Source organism: Methylocella sp. (genome assembly GCA_037200525.1).
In the GTDB taxonomy this organism is placed as follows: Bacteria; Pseudomonadota; Alphaproteobacteria; order Rhizobiales; family Beijerinckiaceae; genus Methylocapsa.
The window spans coordinates 2,141,989-2,161,634 of sequence record JBBCGG010000001.1 but is presented as its reverse complement, the minus strand read 5'-3'; the positions used below and the strand labels follow the sequence as shown (position 1 = coordinate 2,161,634).

At 60.1% G+C, this 19,646-nt stretch carries 19 protein-coding genes and 1 pseudogene; 5 read left to right on the top strand and 15 right to left on the bottom strand.

Features of this window, described 5'->3' with window-relative positions; translation table 11 throughout:
- Positions 1-289 precede the first annotated feature (289 nt).
- Positions 290-418, bottom strand: a complete 129-nt coding sequence (locus tag WDN46_10585) for a hypothetical protein (protein ID MEJ0093862.1) — start codon at positions 416-418, stop codon at positions 290-292.
- Positions 419-708: 290 nt separating this feature from the next.
- On the opposite strand from WDN46_10585, the gene WDN46_10580 reads away from it, so the two are divergent.
- From WDN46_10580 to WDN46_10570, 3 genes are all read left to right on the top strand, one after another.
- Positions 709-999: a hypothetical protein gene (locus WDN46_10580; GenBank protein MEJ0093861.1), complete on the top strand. Its 291-nt coding sequence runs from the start codon at positions 709-711 to the stop codon at positions 997-999.
- A gap of 238 nt (positions 1,000-1,237) precedes the next feature.
- Positions 1,238-3,499: a TOMM precursor leader peptide-binding protein gene (locus WDN46_10575; protein ID MEJ0093860.1), complete on the top strand. Its 2,262-nt coding sequence runs from the start codon at positions 1,238-1,240 to the stop codon at positions 3,497-3,499.
- 37 nt (positions 3,500-3,536) lie between these two features.
- Complete coding sequence (locus tag WDN46_10570) at positions 3,537-4,967, top strand: SagB family peptide dehydrogenase (protein ID MEJ0093859.1); 1,431 nt, start codon at positions 3,537-3,539, stop codon at positions 4,965-4,967.
- 57 nt (positions 4,968-5,024) lie between these two features.
- Here the strand turns inward: WDN46_10570 and WDN46_10565 are convergent, their stop codons facing one another.
- Together WDN46_10565 and WDN46_10560 are read right to left on the bottom strand one after the other, a co-directional pair.
- Positions 5,025-5,864, bottom strand: a complete 840-nt coding sequence (locus WDN46_10565) for a VOC family protein (GenBank protein ID MEJ0093858.1) — start codon at positions 5,862-5,864, stop codon at positions 5,025-5,027.
- 491 nt (positions 5,865-6,355) lie between these two features.
- Positions 6,356-6,706 (bottom strand): hypothetical protein, encoded by a 351-nt coding sequence (locus WDN46_10560; GenBank protein ID MEJ0093857.1) that lies wholly within the window; start codon positions 6,704-6,706, stop codon positions 6,356-6,358.
- On the opposite strand from WDN46_10560, the gene WDN46_10555 reads away from it, so the two are divergent.
- On the top strand, positions 6,594-7,424 hold the full coding sequence (locus WDN46_10555; protein ID MEJ0093856.1) for a DUF4331 family protein: 831 nt from the start codon (positions 6,594-6,596) through the stop codon (positions 7,422-7,424). The genes WDN46_10560 and WDN46_10555 overlap by 113 nt on opposite strands.
- 265 nt (positions 7,425-7,689) lie before the next feature.
- Here the strand turns inward: WDN46_10555 and WDN46_10550 are convergent, their stop codons facing one another.
- The 12 genes from WDN46_10550 to WDN46_10495 all read right to left on the bottom strand — a co-directional run bounded on the left by WDN46_10550 (position 7,690) and on the right by WDN46_10495 (position 18,690).
- The gene (locus WDN46_10550; protein MEJ0093855.1) at positions 7,690-9,183 is read right to left on the bottom strand and encodes an FAD/NAD(P)-binding protein; all 1,494 of its coding nucleotides are present in this window, start codon (positions 9,181-9,183) and stop codon (positions 7,690-7,692) included.
- A gap of 755 nt (positions 9,184-9,938) precedes the next feature.
- Entirely contained in the window at positions 9,939-10,487 is a 549-nt protein-coding gene (locus tag WDN46_10545) for a cytochrome c (protein MEJ0093854.1), read from the bottom strand.
- Between the two features lie 778 nt (positions 10,488-11,265).
- Positions 11,266-11,805: a hypothetical protein gene (locus WDN46_10540; GenBank protein MEJ0093853.1), complete on the bottom strand. Its 540-nt coding sequence runs from the start codon at positions 11,803-11,805 to the stop codon at positions 11,266-11,268.
- A gap of 182 nt (positions 11,806-11,987) precedes the next feature.
- The gene (locus WDN46_10535; protein ID MEJ0093852.1) at positions 11,988-13,046 is read right to left on the bottom strand and encodes an SGNH/GDSL hydrolase family protein; all 1,059 of its coding nucleotides are present in this window, start codon (positions 13,044-13,046) and stop codon (positions 11,988-11,990) included.
- A gap of 1,178 nt (positions 13,047-14,224) precedes the next feature.
- Positions 14,225-14,800 carry a hypothetical protein gene (locus WDN46_10530; GenBank protein ID MEJ0093851.1) on the bottom strand — a complete coding sequence of 192 codons (576 nt, stop codon included), beginning with the start codon at positions 14,798-14,800 and terminating at the stop codon, positions 14,225-14,227.
- Positions 14,801-14,811: 11 nt separating this feature from the next.
- Positions 14,812-15,168: a hypothetical protein gene (locus WDN46_10525; GenBank protein ID MEJ0093850.1), complete on the bottom strand. Its 357-nt coding sequence runs from the start codon at positions 15,166-15,168 to the stop codon at positions 14,812-14,814.
- A gap of 38 nt (positions 15,169-15,206) precedes the next feature.
- Positions 15,207-15,659 carry a hypothetical protein gene (locus WDN46_10520; protein ID MEJ0093849.1) on the bottom strand — a complete coding sequence of 151 codons (453 nt, stop codon included), beginning with the start codon at positions 15,657-15,659 and terminating at the stop codon, positions 15,207-15,209.
- Positions 15,656-15,937 carry a hypothetical protein gene (locus WDN46_10515; GenBank protein MEJ0093848.1) on the bottom strand — a complete coding sequence of 94 codons (282 nt, stop codon included), beginning with the start codon at positions 15,935-15,937 and terminating at the stop codon, positions 15,656-15,658. The genes WDN46_10520 and WDN46_10515 overlap by 4 nt, the downstream gene beginning before the upstream one ends.
- Positions 15,934-16,119 carry a hypothetical protein gene (locus WDN46_10510; protein MEJ0093847.1) on the bottom strand — a complete coding sequence of 62 codons (186 nt, stop codon included), beginning with the start codon at positions 16,117-16,119 and terminating at the stop codon, positions 15,934-15,936. The genes WDN46_10515 and WDN46_10510 overlap by 4 nt, the downstream gene beginning before the upstream one ends.
- Positions 16,120-16,167: 48 nt before the next feature.
- Positions 16,168-16,785 (bottom strand): hypothetical protein, encoded by a 618-nt coding sequence (locus tag WDN46_10505; protein MEJ0093846.1) that lies wholly within the window; start codon positions 16,783-16,785, stop codon positions 16,168-16,170.
- Positions 16,782-17,216 (bottom strand): lysozyme, encoded by a 435-nt coding sequence (locus tag WDN46_10500; GenBank protein MEJ0093845.1) that lies wholly within the window; start codon positions 17,214-17,216, stop codon positions 16,782-16,784. Before WDN46_10500 ends, WDN46_10505 begins: the two co-directional genes overlap by 4 nt.
- A gap of 31 nt (positions 17,217-17,247) precedes the next feature.
- Positions 17,248-18,690, bottom strand: coding sequence for a hypothetical protein (locus tag WDN46_10495; protein ID MEJ0093844.1), 1,443 nt, complete (start codon positions 18,688-18,690; stop codon positions 17,248-17,250).
- Between the two features lie 117 nt (positions 18,691-18,807).
- On the opposite strand from WDN46_10495, the pseudogene WDN46_10490 reads away from it, so the two are divergent.
- Positions 18,808-19,610: pseudogene (locus WDN46_10490) on the top strand (IS3 family transposase).
- Positions 19,611-19,646 lie beyond the last annotated feature (36 nt).

Below are 19,646 nucleotides of genomic sequence, written 5' to 3'. Positions count from 1 at the left end.
GCGCGACCTACTAAGCTTGGCGCGCGCTCGCACCCGCTCAGCAAAAAAGCTCAGCGCACTGATTGCTGCTTGGCTACCATCGAGAGCGTCTCAAATAGCTTCGCCGCGTTCCCGCTCTCTTCTAGACAAACGCATCTCATCAATCGGTTGACGATCCTGACGGACAGCGGCTTGCGGCCCTCGACCAGACCGTGTCGTTAACGGCCCTTAGCGTAAGGCGGAAGCGCAGATATGAATCCGACCCGGCCGCAACCCTGGATGGTTGTCGCGGGACTTCTCAAAAGATTGATCAGGGCGATGCCGAAATCGCGTATTTGGAGAGATGCGTCGAAGGCCCCTCCGGCGTTGCAAATCCGAGTGGCGCGGAGCCATCGATGAAGCTGATCGAGCCGCCGTCTGGGACCGCGATGGGTCGCATCAACTCTATTCCACGCGTGGAAAGGGTGCTATGGATGCCGTGGATTCGTCAGGCAATTGTTTGAAGTAAGTCAGAGAGGAGGAACTCTGCCATGCCGCAAGCGAAACGCAATTTAAAGTTGAAGCGCCCAAGCAAGGTTGCATCTGTGCTCGGAATCGCGGGGGCGTCTTTGGCGGCGTCGGCCAGCGGGTCGGCAGCCGAGATGCCGCAGGTGAATATGGCGCCGTTTCAGGTCCTCAATTTCGGTGAGGAAGAGATTTCCGACGTCAGCCTCGCGACGTTCCACCTCTTTGACAAGGAACAACTCGGAGCGCAGTCAGGGATACAACTCGCTCGAGGCGGCTGCGGTTGCCACGGCGGCGGCTGTGGTGGACGCGGCTGCGGCGGACGTGGCTGCGGCGGCGGCTTTAGAGGCTGCGGCGGCTGCGGGCATGGCGGCTGCAGGGGTTGCGGCAGAGGCTGTGGCTTTGGAGGCTGCGGCGGTTGCGGCTGTGGCGGCGGATGGGGCTGGGGCGGCGGCTGCTGCTTGTCCTGGGGAGGGTGCTTCGTGTGCTGACTGGAGCGCCGTCCGATTGCATTGACGCAGGTCGAGAGAGCCAAGTTTGACCACGCTCGAGTCGGTGACGACGGCTTGTTCGCGCCGCCCCGGCGGTGCGCGCTTGAGGCGCATGCACGCGGATCGATTGGGCGGCGAACCTTATCGAGAGACTCCAGATTTAGAAATGCTAGTGCGCGAGTTGGATTGCGAAGCCCAGGCGAGCAGCGAATGCGTCTGGGGCCGGCGTCCGGAGCCGTGGCGAAGGTGCGCGTACTGACCTCATGACAGGTTATCAGGGAAACGACTTTATCCAGCAAAACAGCAAGGACGTTCCGCAGTTCGCGCCGAACTTCTCCGTCTATGTGCTGCCGCCTGATGTCGTGTGCCTCTATTCCGAGGACCGGAAGTTTTTGCTTCACGGCGAACTCTATTGTGCGCTCGCCGCCGCGATAGCGAAGGGTGGAAGGAGCTTTCAGGAGCTCGTTCGCGAGTTGGAGCATGAATTTCCGTCGGAGCAAATTCGCGAAGCCTTAACGCGGTTGCTCGATCGGCGTTATGTCATCCCGGCGTCGAGCTCTTCGAATGGCGCCGCGGCCGCTTATTGGGCGAGCCTTGGCCTGCCGCCGGAGATCGCGGAGAGAAATCTCCAGAAATGTCGTGTGCGCATCCAATCAATCGACGTGCAGGGGGCGACGGAACTCGGCGCCGCCCTAAGCGAGCTTGGCGTTCGCGTCGTCAAGCGCTCCGCCGATCTGACGGTCACCTTGGTGAACGATTATCTCGACCCGCGATTGGCCGAACTGAACCAGCACCATTTGGCGGACGGCGCCCCCTGGTTGCTCGTCCAACCCTCCGGCATTTTCCCGTTGGTGGGGCCGGTGTTCAGACCAGGCAAGGGCGCCTGCTGGAGCTGTCTTGACGAGCGGATGAAAAGGAACCGGGAGATCAAGGCGCTTCTCGACCGGAGAGAGGCCCGCTGCATCGCCGTTTCGCCGCTGGCCAAGGAGACGTTCGGACAGAGCGCCATCCATTTTGCGGCTGTTGAGATTGCGAAAGCGATCGCCAGCGATTTTCGCACGCAATTGAGCGATCACATCGTAAGCCTAGACCTGCTCGGCTCGACCATCGTGAAGCATTACGTCGCGGCGCGCCCGCAATGTCCGAGCTGTGGCCGCAAGAAGCTGCGTGATCCCCGCCGCGCGCCAGAGCCGATCGAGCTTGTCGCCGCCGACAAGCTGGTCATGACCAGCGGCGGATACCGCAGCGTTTCGCCGTCGGCCACGGTTGCGCGTTTCCGCAAGCATGTAAGTCCGCTCACCGGCGTCGTCTCGCGTCTCGAGCGGATCCAAGCCGACCTGCCCTTGAACACCAACTACCATGCCGCGCATAATTTTTCAGGGCGCCCCGAGACGGTCAATGAGCTCAGGGTGGGGCTCAGCAGCGGCAGCTTCGGGAAAGGCAGCACAGCCGAGCAAGGCGAAGCCAGCGCGCTCATGGAGGCGATCGAACGCTATTCCGGGATTTTTCAGGGCGACGAGATCAGAGCGAAGCGGCGGTTTACCGATTTCCCGAAAAATGAGGTCATTTCTCCGAACAAAGTGCTGCTGTTCAGCGAGGCGCAGCTGCGGCGGAGCCGCACTCCGACGTTCGGCCCGGACGATCTCGGAGCGACCCCCGCGTTATTCGATCGATCGGCCGAGATGGAATGGTCGCCGGTTTGGTCTCTGCGCGACAAACGCTTCAAATATCTTCCGACCAGCCTGTTGTATTTTTTTTACAGAGGTCCTGTCGCCTTTGCAGCGGATTCCAACGGTTGCGCGGCCGGCAACACGCTAGAGGAAGCAATCGTCCAGGGCTTCCTCGAGTTGGTGGAAAGGGATGCATACGCGATCTGGTGGTACAATCGATTGCAGCGGCCGGAATTAGACCTCGGCCGGTTCGACGATTCCTATATCCGCGATCTGCGAAAGCAGTTGGCCGAAACTGGCCGCCGGCTTTGGGTGCTCGACGTCACTAGCGATCTTGGGATTCCGACCTTTGTCGCGGTGACGCACTGGATGCAAGATGGGCGAGAAAATATTGAGTTCGGGTCCGGCGCGCACTTTGATGCGCGAATCGCTTTGTTGCGCGCGCTGACAGAACTAAATCAATTCCTGTCGCTCGGTCTGATGGGCGGCGGGACCGGGGAGAAATCGAGCCTTGATGGCGTCAATCCATTGCGCCTCGAGGACCATCGCTTCTTGACGCCGAGCGGGAATCCGTTGGTCCAAGCCGACTTCAGTTCGAAGTTCGGCAATCTCCACACGAGCGAGCAGGTGACCGCCTGCGTGGACCTCGCCAAGCAAGCGGGCCTCGATTTCCTCGTTCTCAATCAAACGCGCCCCGACATCGAGGTGCCGGTCGTCAGAGTGATCGTTCCGGGATTGCGGCATTTCTATCGCCGTTTCGCGCGTGGCCGGCTTTACGACGTTCCGGTAAAACTTGGATGGCGCGACCAGCCGCTCAAGGAAAACGAACTCAATCCGATTCACCCCCATACCTGAGGGCCATCCTGGCTTGCGCGCTCCCGGATCAAAGAGAGTGCGAAGGGCCGCGCAGGCAACCATTTCCGCCCGGATTGGTGGTCGCGTCAGGCTCGAAGCGCATGCGGATGGAGAAATCGTCGCGTATTTCGACGATTATTCGGTCAGTCTGGGAAGGTTCAGCGCCGGCGTCGCGGATCGCGTGGAAAAGCTGCGCGTGGGTTTGCCGCTCGCCTCATTTGCGTCCCGCCGGAAGATCGACAAAGAGATTGATCTATTGGTCCGGCGTTTGGCCGGACGCGGCCTATTGGAGTACCGCCTCGGAAATTCGCGCACTGGCGACGACGAGGCCATCATCGAACCGCAGATTCCCGATTATTGGCCGCGAACGCCACCGCTCAGCGACGAGGATTCTCTGGTCTTGTCGCGGTTCGCCTACATGCGACGGCGCGGCAACGAGATGATCCTGGAGTCGCCCCGCGCGGGCACGTTGTTCAAAATCTGCAATCCGAAGATTGCCGCCGCTGTGGCTATGCTCGCGGCCCCGCGGCAAATCAAACAGTTGCGTCGGGAGGACGGTTTTCCAGGGCTCGAACTTCTCGCCCTGCTCCTCGATTGCCAAATAGTTTTCAAGGTCGATGCTGCTGGCGGCGGACTTCGACCGGCCGAAGGCGACCACAACCTCGTTCTTTGGGACTTTCACGATCTTCTGTTCCACGCGCGCAGTACAGAGGGCCGGCACGCCAACCCGTTGGGCGGAGTTTATCCTCACGCCGGCTTCATTTCCCCGCTGCCGGCGGTGCGGCCTCGCTGGCCCGGAAAGAAGATCGATTTGCGCAAGTTTGCGGCCGCGCATCCCGAGACGATCTCCCCGGTAGCAAGGCTCCTACAGGAGCGTCACTCGACGCGCAGTTTCGATGATCGGCGGCCGATCACGCTCGCCGAGCTTTCGCAGTTTCTCCACGGCGCCGCGCGCGCCGCACCAAAATCGAACGCCAAGCTCGACCTAGACGACGGCGGTCACGCCGCGAGGCCTTATCCGTCGGCGGGAGCCGCCTACGAGCTCGAGCTCTATCTGGCGATCGACAAATGCGAGGGACTTGCGCGAGGCTTCTATCACTATGACGCCGGCGCTCACGCGTTGGCGCCGATCGGCGTTCCTGCGAGCGAGCTCGAAGCGCTGCTGGCGGGATCCCAATATGCCATGGGCGCGCCCGCTGCGCCGCAGATCTTGATCACGATCGCTGCGCGCTTTGGCCGGATTTCCTGGAAGTACAGTTCGATCGCATATTCACTTATTCTAAAGGATGTCGGCGTATTGACGCAAACGCTCTACCTGATGGCGACCGATATGGGACTCGGCGGATGTGCGATCGGGATCACGAACATCGACTTGTTCGCGAAGATGACCGGGATCGAATTCCACGTCGAGGGCCCGGTCGGTCAATTTGCGCTCGGTCGCGGCGCGAAGTTGGTAGCTCCCGATTAGGATCGGGACGGCCTCAAACCCGGCGGGACAGCAGCGGCCAGTCTAGATTCTCGAGTTTTATTCTCTACCGCCCCGCGCGTCCGAGGGATCGCGCGATGCGCTCGAAATAAAATATCCGATAGCTTTGCGGCGACGTCTGTCGAGCAGCCCGAATACGGCGCCCTGAGGGTCCATGCAATGGACGATCCAAGCGCCGCCTGGCGCCTCAATCGGGCCATAGAGAATTTCGCCGCCGCCGGCCTCCACGCGCTTCGTCGCCGCCTCGATGTCTGCGACGTTGAAATAGTACAGCCAGAAGGGAAACGGCAATGTCGGAGGCTTGGTGAACATGCCGCCGATTGTCTCCCCTGCGGCGGAGAATTGCTGATAGGTGCCCATCTCGCCGGCGTGGAAGTCCGATTTTTGCCAGCCAAACAGTTCGCTGTAGAAAGGGAACGCCTGCTCCCAGTTGGCGGCGAGCAACTCATGCCAGCCGACGCGCCCCGGCGCGTTCAGCTCGGCCGACTGCGCCTCGCCAGGCTTCAGCCCCTTGACCAATGCAAGCGCCGCCATCTGCGGATCAGCGACGACCGAAAAGCGGCTGATGTTGGGGACGTCCCTTGGCGGGACGCGCACTGCTCCGCCAAGCTGCTTGATCCGGTCGACGGCTGCGTCCACGTCCTCGACTGCGACATATCCAAGCCAACGCGACATCGCGCCCGTTTTCTTCGCGTCCTCCGGCAGGTCCATAACTCCAGTTACCGAAGCCTTACCGGCCGTGAACAGGGCATAGGCGGCGCCGGGCATCGACGCGTCCTGCGCCCTCCAACCCATGACCCTCGTGTAGAACGTCTTGGCGGCCGCCATGTCTGTCGTCATCAGCTCGTACCAGACGAAACGGCCGTGAGAATTGACCATGCCTATTTCTCCGTTCGAGCCTGCGAGAAAGCCGCGGCCCGCGCCGGTTTGCGCCGGCCCTTCGACGACGTGATGTTTGACGGACCGCGAAAGCGGCGCAGAGGCCGCATGCGCTTGATTGGCTGGGCGATCGACCGCCGAGGCCCGTCCTTTATTCCGAACGCCATACGAAAACTTAGCACGTACCGTTTTGATTCCATAAGGCGGATCGGTCGCGCAATTGCGAAATTTTGAGGGCCGTGCAAAAGCCTTTGCGAAGTCCGCAGCCCCCTTGAAAATTGATCCTCTGTTGCCCTCATAGGCCCATTCTGGCACACTCGCAGTAGTTTGTAGGGCTTGTTCAGTGCGCCTCTTTGACCATCGCGGATGGCCAAAACGCAAGCTGTGCCTTTCTCAGACAGCAGCTGTAGCCGCGCCGTTAATTCAGCTCCCTCTTCCCAGTTTTTGCCTTTAGCGAACCAAGCGAGAGCGCCATGTCCCACCACTTAGACTCACCGATAGCTCGGCAAGACGTCCGCCTCGACATCACGGATCTCTATGTTTTCCGCGGCGAAACGGGCACCGTGTTTGTGATCAACGTCTGTCACTCGATCGCCGGCGACATTCCGGCCCCTGGCTATCATCCGGAGGGCATGTACGAATTCAAGGTGGATCTCGACGGCGACGCCGTCGAAGACCTCACCTACCGCATCACCTTCGACGAACGCGACGCCGCCGGCAAGCAGCGCTTTGTGCTGCGTCGCATCGCAGGCGCCGAGGCTGTCGACCCCCCATGCGGCCGGCGCAGTCATCGCGCAGGGCGCCACCGGAGAGACGATCACTACGGCATCCGGTCTGCGCATCTGGGCCGGCAAAGCGGGCGATCCATTTTGGATCGAGCCCGACGTGCTGCATGCGGTCGGCCACGCGTTCCAGGATGGGGCCGTCGTCGATTTGACCGGCTGGAGCCCGGCGAAGGCGAAGAACCTGTTCGCCGGCCACACCGTATACTCGATCGTGCTGGAAGCGCCCGACCAGGAACTGCTCGCAACCGCAGGCGCCAACCGCCGCGTCGGCGTGTGGGCTGTCGCGACGCTCGCCACCGACGCCGGGGGATGGCGTTCGATCAACCGCGTCGGCCTGCCGATGATCCACCCGCTGTTCACTCAGTTCAACGAAGATCTCGGCAACCGCCTCAACGCCGGGCGGCCGGCCGATGATTTCGCGACATACGGCGACCTTGTCGCCAGGGCGATCGCCGGCGTCGTCAGCGCCAATGGAACCGCCCAGGATCCGCGAGCCTATGCGGAGAAAGTCGCGCATCGATTCTTCCCAAACATGCTCCCCTATACGATCGGCGCTCCGGCCGCGTTCGGCTTTACTGAGTGGAACGGCCGCTCCTTGACGGACAATGCGCCGGACGTGATGTTCACGATCGCCTCGAACACGCCCATCAGCCTCGGCATCGGCAAGGAGTCGGTGGCCCCGCCGCCGTCGAAGGTCTTCCCCTATGTTCCAGCCGCCCCCAAGGCAGCGGCCCAGCGCCCAGGCCAGGGCGATCAACCCATCGGACCATCATAAAGACCCCGGCTGAGGCTGCATAAGATAGCGGAGCCGAATGACCGACCGATGGTTTCAGGTTCATCGGGATCGAGCGCCAAGACAAGCTCGGGTTCGGAACCGTCGCCGAAGCGGTCGAGTTCGCTGCGACGGACCGCACGCCTTGCATATTCAGCGACGCAAAGGCGCAGGAGCTTGGCTTAGTCGGATGTGAAAATCTGTTCAGGATTCACGATGCTGTAGCAGTTGTGCGAAGAACGGCAGACTGCCGACCCGCTCGGGCCTGTCAGATGCCGGCGCCCAGATCGAAGAACTCGTTGGCGAGAGCATCGGCGCGGTATCCCTCCTCCCGCTCGCCGCGATCGGCCCGCGTCAGTTCGTCGACGAGGCGGGTGACTTGCGCAGCGATCTCGGGGACGGCGGTGACCTCCCACCATGTCGACCGCGTCAGTGGGCCAAGCGCATAGAGCCAGTTTGAGGCGCGGCCGCTGCGATCGACGACCGCACAATCGTCAGTCTCGATGCCGAGGCCGAGCGCATCGGGCTGGATGCGTCCGCCCTCCCGCAGATCGACGTAGAGCGGGATGCCGACATCTTCGAAATCGCTGCGCGGGCCGGTGCAGTTGATCACCCGGACGAAGTCCCTCCGGAAGCTTTTGGCCCCGCCGCGCGGCGCGATGGAGACGAAAGCGCGCTCGCCGGCATCGTGAAAGCCGCTCAGCCGCCCGGCTATGGCGGTAAGCTGGCCAGAGGCGATCATTTCGTCGAAGCAAGCCGCAATCCTGGGCGCCATCCGGTGGCGATGAGCGTCCCAAGGCGGGCGGAGATGGCGCAGGAACCGCGAACGCTGCTCCAGAGGCCAGGCGGACCAAATCCGGGCCACGGCGGGACGCACAGCATCCATAACGCGCTGCCACGGAACGCCCGCCGCCTCCGCCGCCCGAGCCTCGCGCCGCGCGGCGCGCAGGACCGAGATAGGCGTCGCCGCCGCTGCCTCATCCAGAAACGGCGCCCATTGACCGCCCGCCCTGTGCGCCTGCGGCAGACGCCCCCGGCGAGACAGCGCTAGGATTGCCCCAGAATGTCCGCGCGCCTTCAGGCTGAGCGCTGCATCGACCATGGTCAGCCCTGTTCCGATCAGCAGGACAGATGCATCGGTCGCGATGCCGTCCAGCGCCTTTGGCGCCCACAGATCGGCGACGAAAAGCGGCGTATCGTAGAACCAGTCGTCGCGCGACCTCGGCGCCTTGGGCGACAGGTTTCCGGTCGCCAGGATTACGCGGTCGGCGGCGATGCGCCTGCCGTCGGTAAGGAGGATCGAACGCCGCGGCCCTTCGCCCTCTGCGCCTCGTGTTTCGACGATGCGGACCGCCTCGCCGCGGACGCGCCGTACGCCCGGACCGCCGTTTTGCGCCGTCGCGGCCTGGAGGCGCTGCTTGAGATAGGTCCCAAATAGGGCGCGCGGCAGGAAGGCTTGGGCGATGTCGCCATTGGCTTCCGCTAGGGCGGGCGCGAGGTCCGGGGGATCGAGCGTTTCGAGCCAGTCGCAGAAGCTGGGCGTCAGCCCTACTTCCATCCGATTGGCTGGAGCGTTCAGCAAGTGGATCGGCTGGCATGCGCCATAGGCGAGCCCGGGTCCGGCCCTCTCCTCCATCTCGATCAGGGTCACCTCGGCCGAGGGATCGGCGGCGGCAAGCTTGATCGCGAATAGGCTGCCGCTGACTCCGCCGCCAATAACGGTCGTTCTCGACCGCTTCGCTTTGCCAACTTTTCCGTGCATCGGAAGTCCGTTCCCCGCCCGTTTGCGCGCGGTCGTCAATAGGCCAGAGAAGGCGAGGCAAGTCCATCACGCTGATAGCCGCATACGGCGGTTTGCGGTAACGCTGCAAGAGTCCTTAGCGATGCAGGATGATTGATGCGATGTCGCTCGAAGGGGGTGTTTCAACGTGGCGCTTGAGAAAAGGCTAGCACCCCGAGCTATAGGCCGGATGGCCCCCAGTTTCCTCGAAAACTTCCGCGCATTTTCGCCCCGAACAAAACACTGTGCTTTGGCGTGAACGATCATCGGCCAGTTCGGAAGTATACCACGCACGGCGCAGATTGCGGAGAAAGGTAAAGTCGGTTGCGCTGAACTACCTGAAAGCTGATCCATTACTCCAGCCGAGAGCAGCGGAGCATCTCGAATTACCGCAAATCGTAAAAAAGGCGGTGAAATCGCAGCCAAATCAACGCCAACGTCTCACCGCGTGGGACAGTGGCTCCCTGAGCAGGGGCATAATAAATGGCAAAAACATCAACAAAAACAATAAAAATTGCCCTCACCTTGGTTCTAAGAGGCGCATTGAGTTGTAAGGGTTATTTTGCGCGCCTCCCTCACCTCTGTTAGCCTCCCCTATGGTCGCAATCCTCTCTTTTTCATTCCGAGGAGCGTCAGGAAAGCGCTATCGCTACGCGCTGATTTCAGGCGTGAAGGCGGCCGCTCTTCGCCTTCGCCGAAATTTGGCGGCTCTGGATTGGCGAGCGGAAGGCGAGACGCTATCGGACGACACTTGGCGGCTGCTGCACGCGCACAACCGCCGTGGTAACGGGAGCGTCCGGCGCGACCGGTTGGCGCACCGTCGAAGCGGTGGGCGGCAGACTCTTGAGATACGCAGCGATCGCGTCAGCGTCTGTCTCTGTCAAGTTGGAATAGGAGCGCCAAGGCATGGCGGGCGCAAGTTCACGCCCGTCGGGTCGGAGCCCTTTCTGGATCGCATTGGCAATGTCCTTGATCGACCACGTTCCAAGCCCAGTTTTATCGTCCGGCGTGAGGTTTGGCGGCCAGAATGTGCCAAGTCCGTCCACCTGGTGACCAATCGAAGAACCAGCCAAAGGATGCCGCAAGTCTGGTTTGCCAATGAACGCTCCATCGGTGTGGCATGTCTGGCAGTCCATGATGGAAACGAGATACCGACCGCGATCGATGTCGCTCGCCGCGGCAAACGCAGTTTGCACGCAAGCTCCGGCGAGCGCCGCCGCAGCGACCAAGCCGACTATTGCCGCCCCGATAAAAACGGCATGCTTGCAGACGGAATTGGGAATCAAGAAAATCTCCTTGGCTGGTGAGTGTTTTTTACAGACGGGAACCCCCGCTCGCTTGGCACGGCGGGGGCAGTTCTCACTACCGGATCACGATCGTTGGGCCTTGGGAGTTTCATGCAACGACAAGGGGGTGGCGAAACGGTCCGGCTCCCCGCAGGCGAAAGCCTGCGATTTTTGACCAGACCGGAGGAGTGGAGTTCTTCGCCCTCCCGCCTGGCCAAGCGGCGCATATTAAACATGGGTGTTACCGCATGATTTCATTTCGGGAAAAAAGAAGACGCCGCAGCCAATGATTGGCGAATTCTTCCTGACACGGCTTGAAAGGGCTGCGCTGGATGCGCTTGGGCACCCGCACACGGTCCGAAATGCGGACCCGTCCCACATCGCCGGCACCGCGCGCGATAAGATTGGCGCAGCGGTTGTCGGACAAATGGAGTTGCTATGGTCGAGCACGATGTGATGATCGCCATGAAGGTTTCTATGTTGGAACAGCTAGTGAGAGACCTTTTGGTGACTCACTTTAATTCCACCGCGAATCCGATCGTCAAAGCGACGCGGTACGCAAAAACGAGAGGGCAGCTAAAGCTCGGAACACGGGTCGAACCCGACTTAGAACCCATCCGACAAGGTGTTTGGGATGAATTTTTAGGGTCCGTCGTTGCGGGGGTCCGGAATTCCCAAGTGGGGCTATGATGTCGTTTGCCTTGCTGAAATAGGCATAGGCGTCTGAAACGCTTTTTGCCACGGTAACACCTCCTTAGCCCGCCTCGTGCGGGCTTTTTCATGCGCCAGCCTTCCACTTTTTAAGATCAAGTATTGCTCTCTTCAGTTCTGATCGCTTCACGCTGAGGTTTACCCATCGACCGGCCCCACTACGTTGGCGCGCGACTATGCTTTTCCCCTCAATACGGAGGTCGAAATCGTTTCGGTGTTGGCGATCTGAGTAAATTTCGATTTTTTCGGACGGAGGGCGCTGACCAGAAATCGTCACCTTTGGGCTCAAGGCGCAGCAATACCATAAAAGAACCTCATTAGGGTCGTCTTGATTCAGTCCGTAGGTGAATTTACCTAGATCCTCAATGGTCTCTTCACAGGCGCGTTGCGCAGCTTTGAATAAGGGCGTCGCGCTTCGCTCGATCCACCAGGGTTTTGCCAAGTAATAGGCGATCCCAAGAACGCCAAATAACGATAGCGCAACGCCGAGATAGAACCCGGCAACCTGAATAGCTTCCGGAAATTTGCTCGAGAAGGCACTCAAAAGTGCGCCTCCCGCAGCAAGCGGGAACCCAATCCATAGCGGCTGCTTATCGAGCGATCCCATAAGGCCGAGCTTGCCAAGGATCTGGCGGGTTCGTCAAACCGTCCCATCGCGATCACCCCTCGTATCGACAGCAGCCAGAAATCGGCCAACCGGCTCCCGTTTGCATGCGTAGGATAGCAGCCGGCCGCCGCGGGGCACCGCTTCTTGCGATAGGTTTGCTTGCGGAAAGGATTGCCAGGCGCCTATTTCTTGCTTAACAACCATAGGTCGATCGCTTCACCCATCTTCCGATATCCCGCATCGTTCGGGTGTAGGTGATCTCCGCAGTCGTATGCTGCGGCGATGTGGTCAGGGCGCGCGGGGTCGCGGACGACGGCGTCGAAGTCAATGACGCCGTCCAAGACGCCGCTCTCGCGAATCCAACGATTAACAGCTTGACGCTTTACTTCGCCTTCCTTTGTGTAAAAGTCGGGATACACAGTATCGGCGTAAGGCGTTAGTGTAGCGCCGAAGACGCGGAGCCCGTGCTCGCGAGCGCGATCGGCGATCTGACGCATTCCGACTATGATGTCTTCCGCGGTCACAGACTGTTCAGGAAGATCAACACTGCCCGGATGGCCGATGTCGTTTATCGATTCCATAAGGATCACGCTGACAACGCCTGGCACCGACAAAACGTCGCGGTCAAAGCGGGCGACTGCTGCAGGGCCGAACTGCGCTTCCGGCAGATCATGCAATATACGGTTTCCGCCAATCCCGGCATTAACTACGGCAAGGGGCAGATGCGCGTCCACCAGCCGCTCTGACAACACATCCGGCCAACTACGATTGGCGTTGGGCGTCGAGCAGTAGCCATCGGTAATGGAATCGCCGAGCGCCACCACGGTCCCTGCGTCCGGGGCATCTACTTCGACGCTGCTGATGAACAAGGCTGCATTGCTAGCGATGGCGTTCGTCAACGTTGCCGCGGCGGTCTGGTCGCCCCAGGAACCATATGCGGTCGCTCGGCCAAGCGGATGCGTCGCGGATACACCTATAGCGCGCGGAACGAAAAGGCTAATCGAGAGGCGGTCGAGTGCCTTGGCGTCGAGCACCACCGGGTCGCTGAGCGCCGGAGCGCCCGCCGGCAAAGTCACGGACGCACGCCCACCGAAAGTCAACACGTGATCGGTTGCCGGATCGATACTGCCGGGCGCCTGACCAGGATGCGCAATATGGGCGGCTCCGATCACAAGCGGACCCGCGCCCATCTCATTGCTGAGCCGGATTCGCACGGCACGTCCGCCAAGCGATAGTCGCACGACTTGGCGTATGGTTTGGTTCGCGATTTCAGGACCATTCGGGAAAGCGGGGTCTGCGCCCCAACTACCTACCCAATGTGCTTGACCGGCTGTGACAGACTGCGCTTTGGCCGGACTTCCAACGATAGCCGCAATTACCAATGCTAATGATATACACGCAATTCCGCCTGCGCGCGCCTTGATAATCGCAATCGCAACCTGGCCGTCAAACACGTTCGACATAGAGTTTCCCTATTGGTGTAAGTGTCCCGCGCACCCCTATTGATAGCTCGCGGAGGCTATTGCGCTTCAACGGCCGATGGCCAACGAAAAGCTCAGGATTGTCGCGAAGGGAGAGAAAATGGATGTGGCTGGCAGTCACGTCCCTGGCTTTTGATAAGGAACCCCCGCTCGCCGGAGGTGAACGGCGGCGGGGGCAGTTCTCACTACCGGAACACGATCGTTGGGCCTCGAAGAAAGTTCTCATCAAGACTTCAAGGGGGTGGCGAAACGGCCCGGCTCCCGCGGGACGGAGACCCGCGATTTTTGACCAGACTGGAGCTCGACTGCTCCTCCAGCATAGTCGGTCAATACGTGTGGAACAGCGATGTTACGACGTGATTTCAACTTCGAAAAAAAAATCGCCACAGCCATCGATTGTCGGAAAATGGGGACGATTGATCACCGCTGCACGGTAAATTGTTGCGTTCTTGCATGCAGCCATCGTGCTCTTACTGGCGAGGCGGCGGACGAGTTTTCGCGAGCACGGACATCATGCTGTAACAAACTGCGTAAATTTTTCTCGCTCCTAACCAACCGTGCTTTTGGCAGGAAGGAGCGAGGCAGATAATGATGCTTCCGAAGAGCCACAAACTGGACGCCATAGGCCGATAATCATCCCATCTGAGCCACCAGGAGTAAAATTCTTTGTTTGAGGCAAAGCAAAATTTTCCTGCCACAAAAAAGAGAAGAGGTCGGCCGACAGGACGCGTGCGTCCCGAAACGAAAACACTTCGCATTGCTGTCGATACTCTCAAATCTATTGATAATTGGATTGCCGCCCAGCCTCATCCGAGGCCCACAAGGCCGGAAGCGGCGCGCGGGCTGATCGAAGCTGCGCTCCATTTTTTGGAGAAGGACCCCGGGTGAGAAGAGGTAGATCCTCAGGGCCCATCCGCGGCGAGGACTTGTCTTTCCCTTCACTCGATCTTCGCGGTCCACCTATGCCCGGTCGTCGTCGCTGTGACCGTAATCGCCTCGGTCGAGACCGGTCCCGTGCCCGTGCTATAAACCCCACAGGGGGCTAGCTCGATCGAGCCGCCTGCCGTCGTAGATGCAGCAGCCGTGAAGTTGATGAAGAGGCTCTCGGCCGTCGTGATATTTTGCGAAGCGGCTGTGCACGGATTCTCGATGAAGATCGTCATTCTAGCAGAGACCGACGCGACCAAAGTCTGAGAGGTGCCGCCCGTCGTTACCGCGCCGCTGCGATCCGTCAGCGTCTTCACGTTGGGGACGATAGTGACCGCAACAGCCTGAGCCAGCGGAGTTGCGCCACCCAGAGGCTGACTGATCGCGCCACCGCCGCCACCTCCTCCACCACCCGTGCAAGCGGCGCCGGTCTCGTCGATTACCGGAATGCCCTGACTACCCGGATTATAGATCGCCGGCAGAGAGTCGCATGAGGTGACAACGAACGCGCGCATTTGCGCATGAGCCGCAGCCGGCGCCAGCGCCAGCATCGCAAACAAAAGGACCTTGACCACCAATCTAGTCATTGCAGGCGTCCTCATTTTATGTGCGTCAGCAGCCAAGCGCCCACGCCGGACGCCAAACCCCCTCCAAGTCCACCCAGGAGCGAGTTTCGTATGTTCCGCGCGTCGGCGCCTTTGCGTTGGTTCTCGCTGGCTATGAGCTGATCGAGGTCCTCGCGCATATTCTCTACGGATTCAAAGCGATCGATGAGCGCTTCGAACTTCGCGACAAACCGCTCGAGATTGAGGGAAAGCTGGGCTAGCGGCTTAATCCCCTCTTCGAGATTTCTGATCCTGGCTTGGTTGTCCGATGTGAGTGCAACCATTTCTTTTTCCCACGTCCAGCGCTCGTTGAGCAGCCGGTGTTCACGATTTTCGCCTTCGTCCGCCATTTCGAATTATCCCCTGAAAGCCTTCCTCGGCGAACTTCTTAGGTGGTCACGAGACCTGCGGCCGCCGGCGGCGCGGCGATCGGCGCGGGCGATACAACGACAGGCGCGGGATTGCTCTCGACGCTCGCCTGATAGGCGCCAATCGTGCTGAGGGCCAACGCCTTCACCTCATCGGGAGTGATGCCCAACTTCGCGACAACGGGCCCGGCATTAGCGATCGCGGCGTTAGCGACCCGCGCCACCTGCGGCGACTCGACGTTGACGTTGATCGTCGAGAGCTTGTCGACGCCTTCGCCGACCATGCGATGCACTTCGTCCGCCATCGCCTTGCGCACGAGATCCATCTGCGAACTGGAGATCTGGATCTTGAGATATTTACGCGCGAGATTCCCCACGGCGCCGAGTCCCGCGAGGATCACGACCGCCGCGACGTCCTGGATGGCGGGCTTCAGAAATTCAACGACCGGCCCGATGCTTACGAGCGTGTTCATGTCAGCGTCTCCGTGGGATGGACGATGCTGCGCACATCCGCTTGGAGCATGAGCAGAACCGTAACAGGATCTATGGCGTGGTAGCGTTTGGCGAGCGGGATGGGCCACCAGCCGCAGTGACGAAGCGAGTCGGCGATCGAGGCCGAGCAGATCAGTTTACGCGGATCATGCAGGCCGCCGTTGAACGTCGCGAACCCCAGAATGGCCTTCATGTCGTATTGCCAGCCGATGCGATATTCGAGGAAGGCCACCCAATGGGCGTACATTTCCGGCGTCATTTGAGATCGACGAAGATTTGTAACGTGTCCTCTGGCGCGTAGTCGCCGGGAAGGCGTTGCACGCCGCCTTGGGTCAGCGCCGCGATGATCGTGCCATCGGCCATCACCGCTTCGACGTGGCTCACCGCGGCCATATTGTCGAAGCGGATCAAGCGCGAAAAAAAGTCATCCTTCGTTGTCACGAAGCGAATTCTTGCGGTGTTCGCGGGCGGAACGGGAACGATCAGCTCCTACTTGATCGGCGAAGCAGCGAGAGCCGCGAGCGAAGTTGCGCCCGTCAGGATCCCCGAGACGAGATCCTTCGCGGAGATGAGCTGGAAATTCGCGAGTGAGGAGCAACCGGCGACGATTGGCGAATTGGGCGACAGCGCGATTTCAAGATCCGTGATGATCTCGATATCCACGGCGAGGTGAATTTTCGGCATATCGCTAGCCACCGGGAGCGCCTGAACCTGCGCGACGAAGGCCTGAATTGGCGTCCAGCAAGCCGCCGTTATCGTATTTCCGGCGGCCTTGGCGACAGTCTGAGCCGCGGCCAAATCCGCGGCGGCGTCGCTCGTGACCCAAGCGCGAACCTTGTCGACCATTTGGTCAGGTGACTGGAGGCCGGTCTCGTTGAGGCCGAGCGGATCGAACGGCAGCGGGATCGGGAGCTTCGAAGTCGTCGCGGCGGCATCGCCATTCAAACCGAGCGGGTCGATCGGGAGCGGCAGCGGCAATTTTGCTTTCGAGGCGGCAAAGGAAGGCGACGCACAAACCAGAGCGGCGCAACAAATGGCGACAATCAAGCGAAATCCACGCATCGTTTTGGTTCCTTTCGTGAGGGGAAGAGCACGCGCGAGTCTCATGCGGCGACTCCCAAAAATTGCTCTCGCTCGGCTTCGCGGCGACCCTTCAACTCTGATGGGTGATCCCACATCAGGAAGGCATTCGCCGCGGCCTCTAAATTGCCGGCATTGATCATGTGGACGACGGTCGATCCGACGAAGCCATGCGCGCCGATGTTGAAGGCAAGCGAAACGCAAGCGTCGAACTGATCTTGGCTGATGCTAACGCGGATCGCCCGATTGACTGCGGCGATTTCCGGCGCGAGATCGGTATGGAGGATTCGCATTTCCTCGTCGGGAGTGATGGTCATCCCGGCATGAACCGATGGCGGACTCGCGCGGCCCGTATGGCCGACGCCGATGGTCCAAATCCCGCGGCTGTCGCGATAGGCCTTGAGTCGCGATCCTTCGCGACCGATGAGCGCTAGCAATCCCTTTTCGGAAATGTCCATTATCTCACCTTCGATATGAGCATCTCGCATCTCACATGTAGCGTTGGCATTGTGCGCTCCCATAAAGAGCCATCGTGCTCACTGCGAACGAGGCGTTGCCGACTAAGAAAAGCGTCGTGGCCGCAGAAACATTGAAAACCGCAGGCCCAAAGTTGACGCTCTCCGCCACATTGGCCGGGATCGCCGAAGAGCTCTCAGCCGCTCCGACGCTTCCAGCAGCAGCATTGGTCGCGGATGTCGTGGAAAGAGAGGCTAGGAGGCTTGATGTCGTCGTGGTTGCCGCTGGCTTTGTCCAAACCGTGCCGTTGCAAAGCCAGTTGCCGGGCGTCAGCGCGATGGAGCCGATGTTGATCGGTGTTCCGGAGGTCGGCTGTGACACAGCAGAAGAATTCGGGACCGAGAGCGACATGATCTCGCCCACGAGGCCGGCAGCCTGCGTAGCCGCGTCCCTCCTCGCCAGCGGAGGAATGTAGGTATTGCCGCCCGGCACGCCGCCGTCGCTCAGCTCCGTTGCAACAGAGGTAACGTTTTGTTTGGCGATCAAAACGCCGGAAGTGTTCGCGCCGATCGCGATACCGACTTCCAAGACAGCTAGATTGTTGGGGCCAATGCTTGAGCTCACCGGCGTGTCAGCGGCGCCCTGAATAAAGATACCGGCGCGGCTGGTAAAACCTGTCGCTTGCTGCCCGCTGCACGTATTGTCTTCTACATGGCTGACAGTCTGCACAACCGGGATAGACATCGCGACTTCATAGCAAGTCGGAAATGCCGAAGTAGGCGCGCCGGGGGCTCCAATCGAGGTGATGAAGTAGTAGTTATTGTTGATGTTAACGTGCTGGACATTGTTAACAAGCACGGCGTTTTGCGCTATGTCGCCTTCGCCCCCGGTCGCCAGAAAGAAGTCAGACGAACCATCTGCTGAACCGGCCATGTTTATGCCGACAAAGCACTCAACGCAGTCCTGGTTATAGACCCGAACGCCCTGCCAGCCGCCCGTTGCAACTGCTGGCGCAAGCACGCCGTTTTGAGCGAACAACGCAACCGGATGCTGGATTGTTATAGTGTTCGGAGAGTGCGTCCCGTCGATGACGATGTGGGTTGAATTAGGTAAAAATGGCGCAGTGCATCCGAGGTAGTATGGGTCTTTAATGACGACGTTAATTGCATCGTTAAGATAAATGCCATTTATGGCGCAGGCTGCTGGGCTCAACGGAACAACCTTGACATTGTCCAGAAGAACTAGTGGATTTACACCGCCGATAGACCCATTCGGATATTTTATATAAAGAGCTGCGGTGTGATCCACTCCTGTAACACTGGAAATAACCGCGTTCGGCTGTATCCGGACGTCCTTCATATAAATTGAAGAAAGGTTAGTGCTGTTGAAGAACAACATTGACTGCGAGTTGTTCTCGACAATTACGCACTTCTCGCCGGCGCCCTGCATGTAGACGTTGACATTGGCTGCGGTCACCAGCGAATTGACAACGAACGATCCGTTGCACGTAAACGGCAAGCCGTTGTTGGTCTGCCCCCTGAAAAGTGATCCTCCGTGAAGTATGGGCTTATGAGCCTGATGGAGGACTGCGCAATGCCGAGGAAAAGACACAAGGCGGAAGAGATCGTCGCGAAGCTACGGCAAGTCGAAGTGCTTAGCGCGCAAGGGCGACCGGTCGCGGAGGCGATCCGCTCGATAGGGGTGACGGAAGTTACATACTATCGATGGCGGTCGGAATACGGCGGCCTGAAGGGCGATCAGGTGAAGCGGCTGAAGGAGCTGGAGGCGGAGAATACGCGGCTCCGTCGAGCGGTGTCCGATTTGACGCTTGAGAAGCTGATCCTGAAAGAGGCTGCCTCGGGAAACTTCTGAGCTCCGCGCGTCGTCGCGCCTGCGTGGAGCATGTGATCGCCGAACATGGCGTTTCCGAGCGGTTCGCTTGCCGGGTTCTCGGTCAGCATCGCTCCACGCAGCGCAAGGTTCCGACCAAGCCCGATGACGAAGCGGCATTGATCGCCGACATCACGGCGCTCGCCATCCAGTACGGCCGCTATGGCTACCGCCGCATCACGGCGATGTTGTGGGAGCGAGGCTGGAAGGTCAACGTCAAACGGGTCGAGCGGATCTGGCGACGCGAGGGGCTGAAAGTTCCGGCCAGACAACCCAAGCGCGGGCGTCTCTGGCTCAATGACGGCTCGTGCGTCCGGCTGCGCCCGCAATGCCCCAACCACGTCTGGTCCTATGACTTCGTCGAGGACCGCACTCATGATGGCAGGAAATATCGCATGCTGAATATCATCGACGAATTTACCCGCGAATGCATCGCGATCAGGATTAACCGGAAGCTGAAGGCAGCGGACGTCATCGACGTTCTCTCGGACCTCTTCATCTGTAAGCGCCAAGCTGGACCCATATGGCGGAGCGTCTGACGA

What these genes read in the sequence shown, in the direction of transcription:
- WDN46_10585 (MEJ0093862.1), bottom strand. Translation starts at nt 418, where the DNA reads ATGCGACCCATCGCGGTCCCAGACGGCGGCTCGATCAGCTTCATCGAT.
- WDN46_10575 (MEJ0093860.1), top strand. Translation starts at nt 1,238, where the DNA reads ATGACAGGTTATCAGGGAAACGACTTTATCCAGCAAAACAGCAAGGAC.
- WDN46_10565 (MEJ0093858.1), bottom strand. Translation starts at nt 5,864, where the DNA reads ATGGTCAATTCTCACGGCCGTTTCGTCTGGTACGAGCTGATGACGACA.
- WDN46_10560 (MEJ0093857.1), bottom strand. Translation starts at nt 6,706, where the DNA reads ATGCGCAGACCGGATGCCGTAGTGATCGTCTCTCCGGTGGCGCCCTGC.
- WDN46_10550 (MEJ0093855.1), bottom strand. Translation starts at nt 9,183, where the DNA reads ATGCACGGAAAAGTTGGCAAAGCGAAGCGGTCGAGAACGACCGTTATT.
- WDN46_10540 (MEJ0093853.1), bottom strand. Translation starts at nt 11,805, where the DNA reads ATGGGATCGCTCGATAAGCAGCCGCTATGGATTGGGTTCCCGCTTGCT.
- WDN46_10530 (MEJ0093851.1), bottom strand. Translation starts at nt 14,800, where the DNA reads ATGACTAGATTGGTGGTCAAGGTCCTTTTGTTTGCGATGCTGGCGCTG.
- WDN46_10525 (MEJ0093850.1), bottom strand. Translation starts at nt 15,168, where the DNA reads ATGGCGGACGAAGGCGAAAATCGTGAACACCGGCTGCTCAACGAGCGC.
- WDN46_10520 (MEJ0093849.1), bottom strand. Translation starts at nt 15,659, where the DNA reads ATGAACACGCTCGTAAGCATCGGGCCGGTCGTTGAATTTCTGAAGCCC.
- WDN46_10515 (MEJ0093848.1), bottom strand. Translation starts at nt 15,937, where the DNA reads ATGACGCCGGAAATGTACGCCCATTGGGTGGCCTTCCTCGAATATCGC.
- WDN46_10505 (MEJ0093846.1), bottom strand. Translation starts at nt 16,785, where the DNA reads ATGAGACTCGCGCGTGCTCTTCCCCTCACGAAAGGAACCAAAACGATG.
- WDN46_10500 (MEJ0093845.1), bottom strand. Translation starts at nt 17,216, where the DNA reads ATGGACATTTCCGAAAAGGGATTGCTAGCGCTCATCGGTCGCGAAGGA.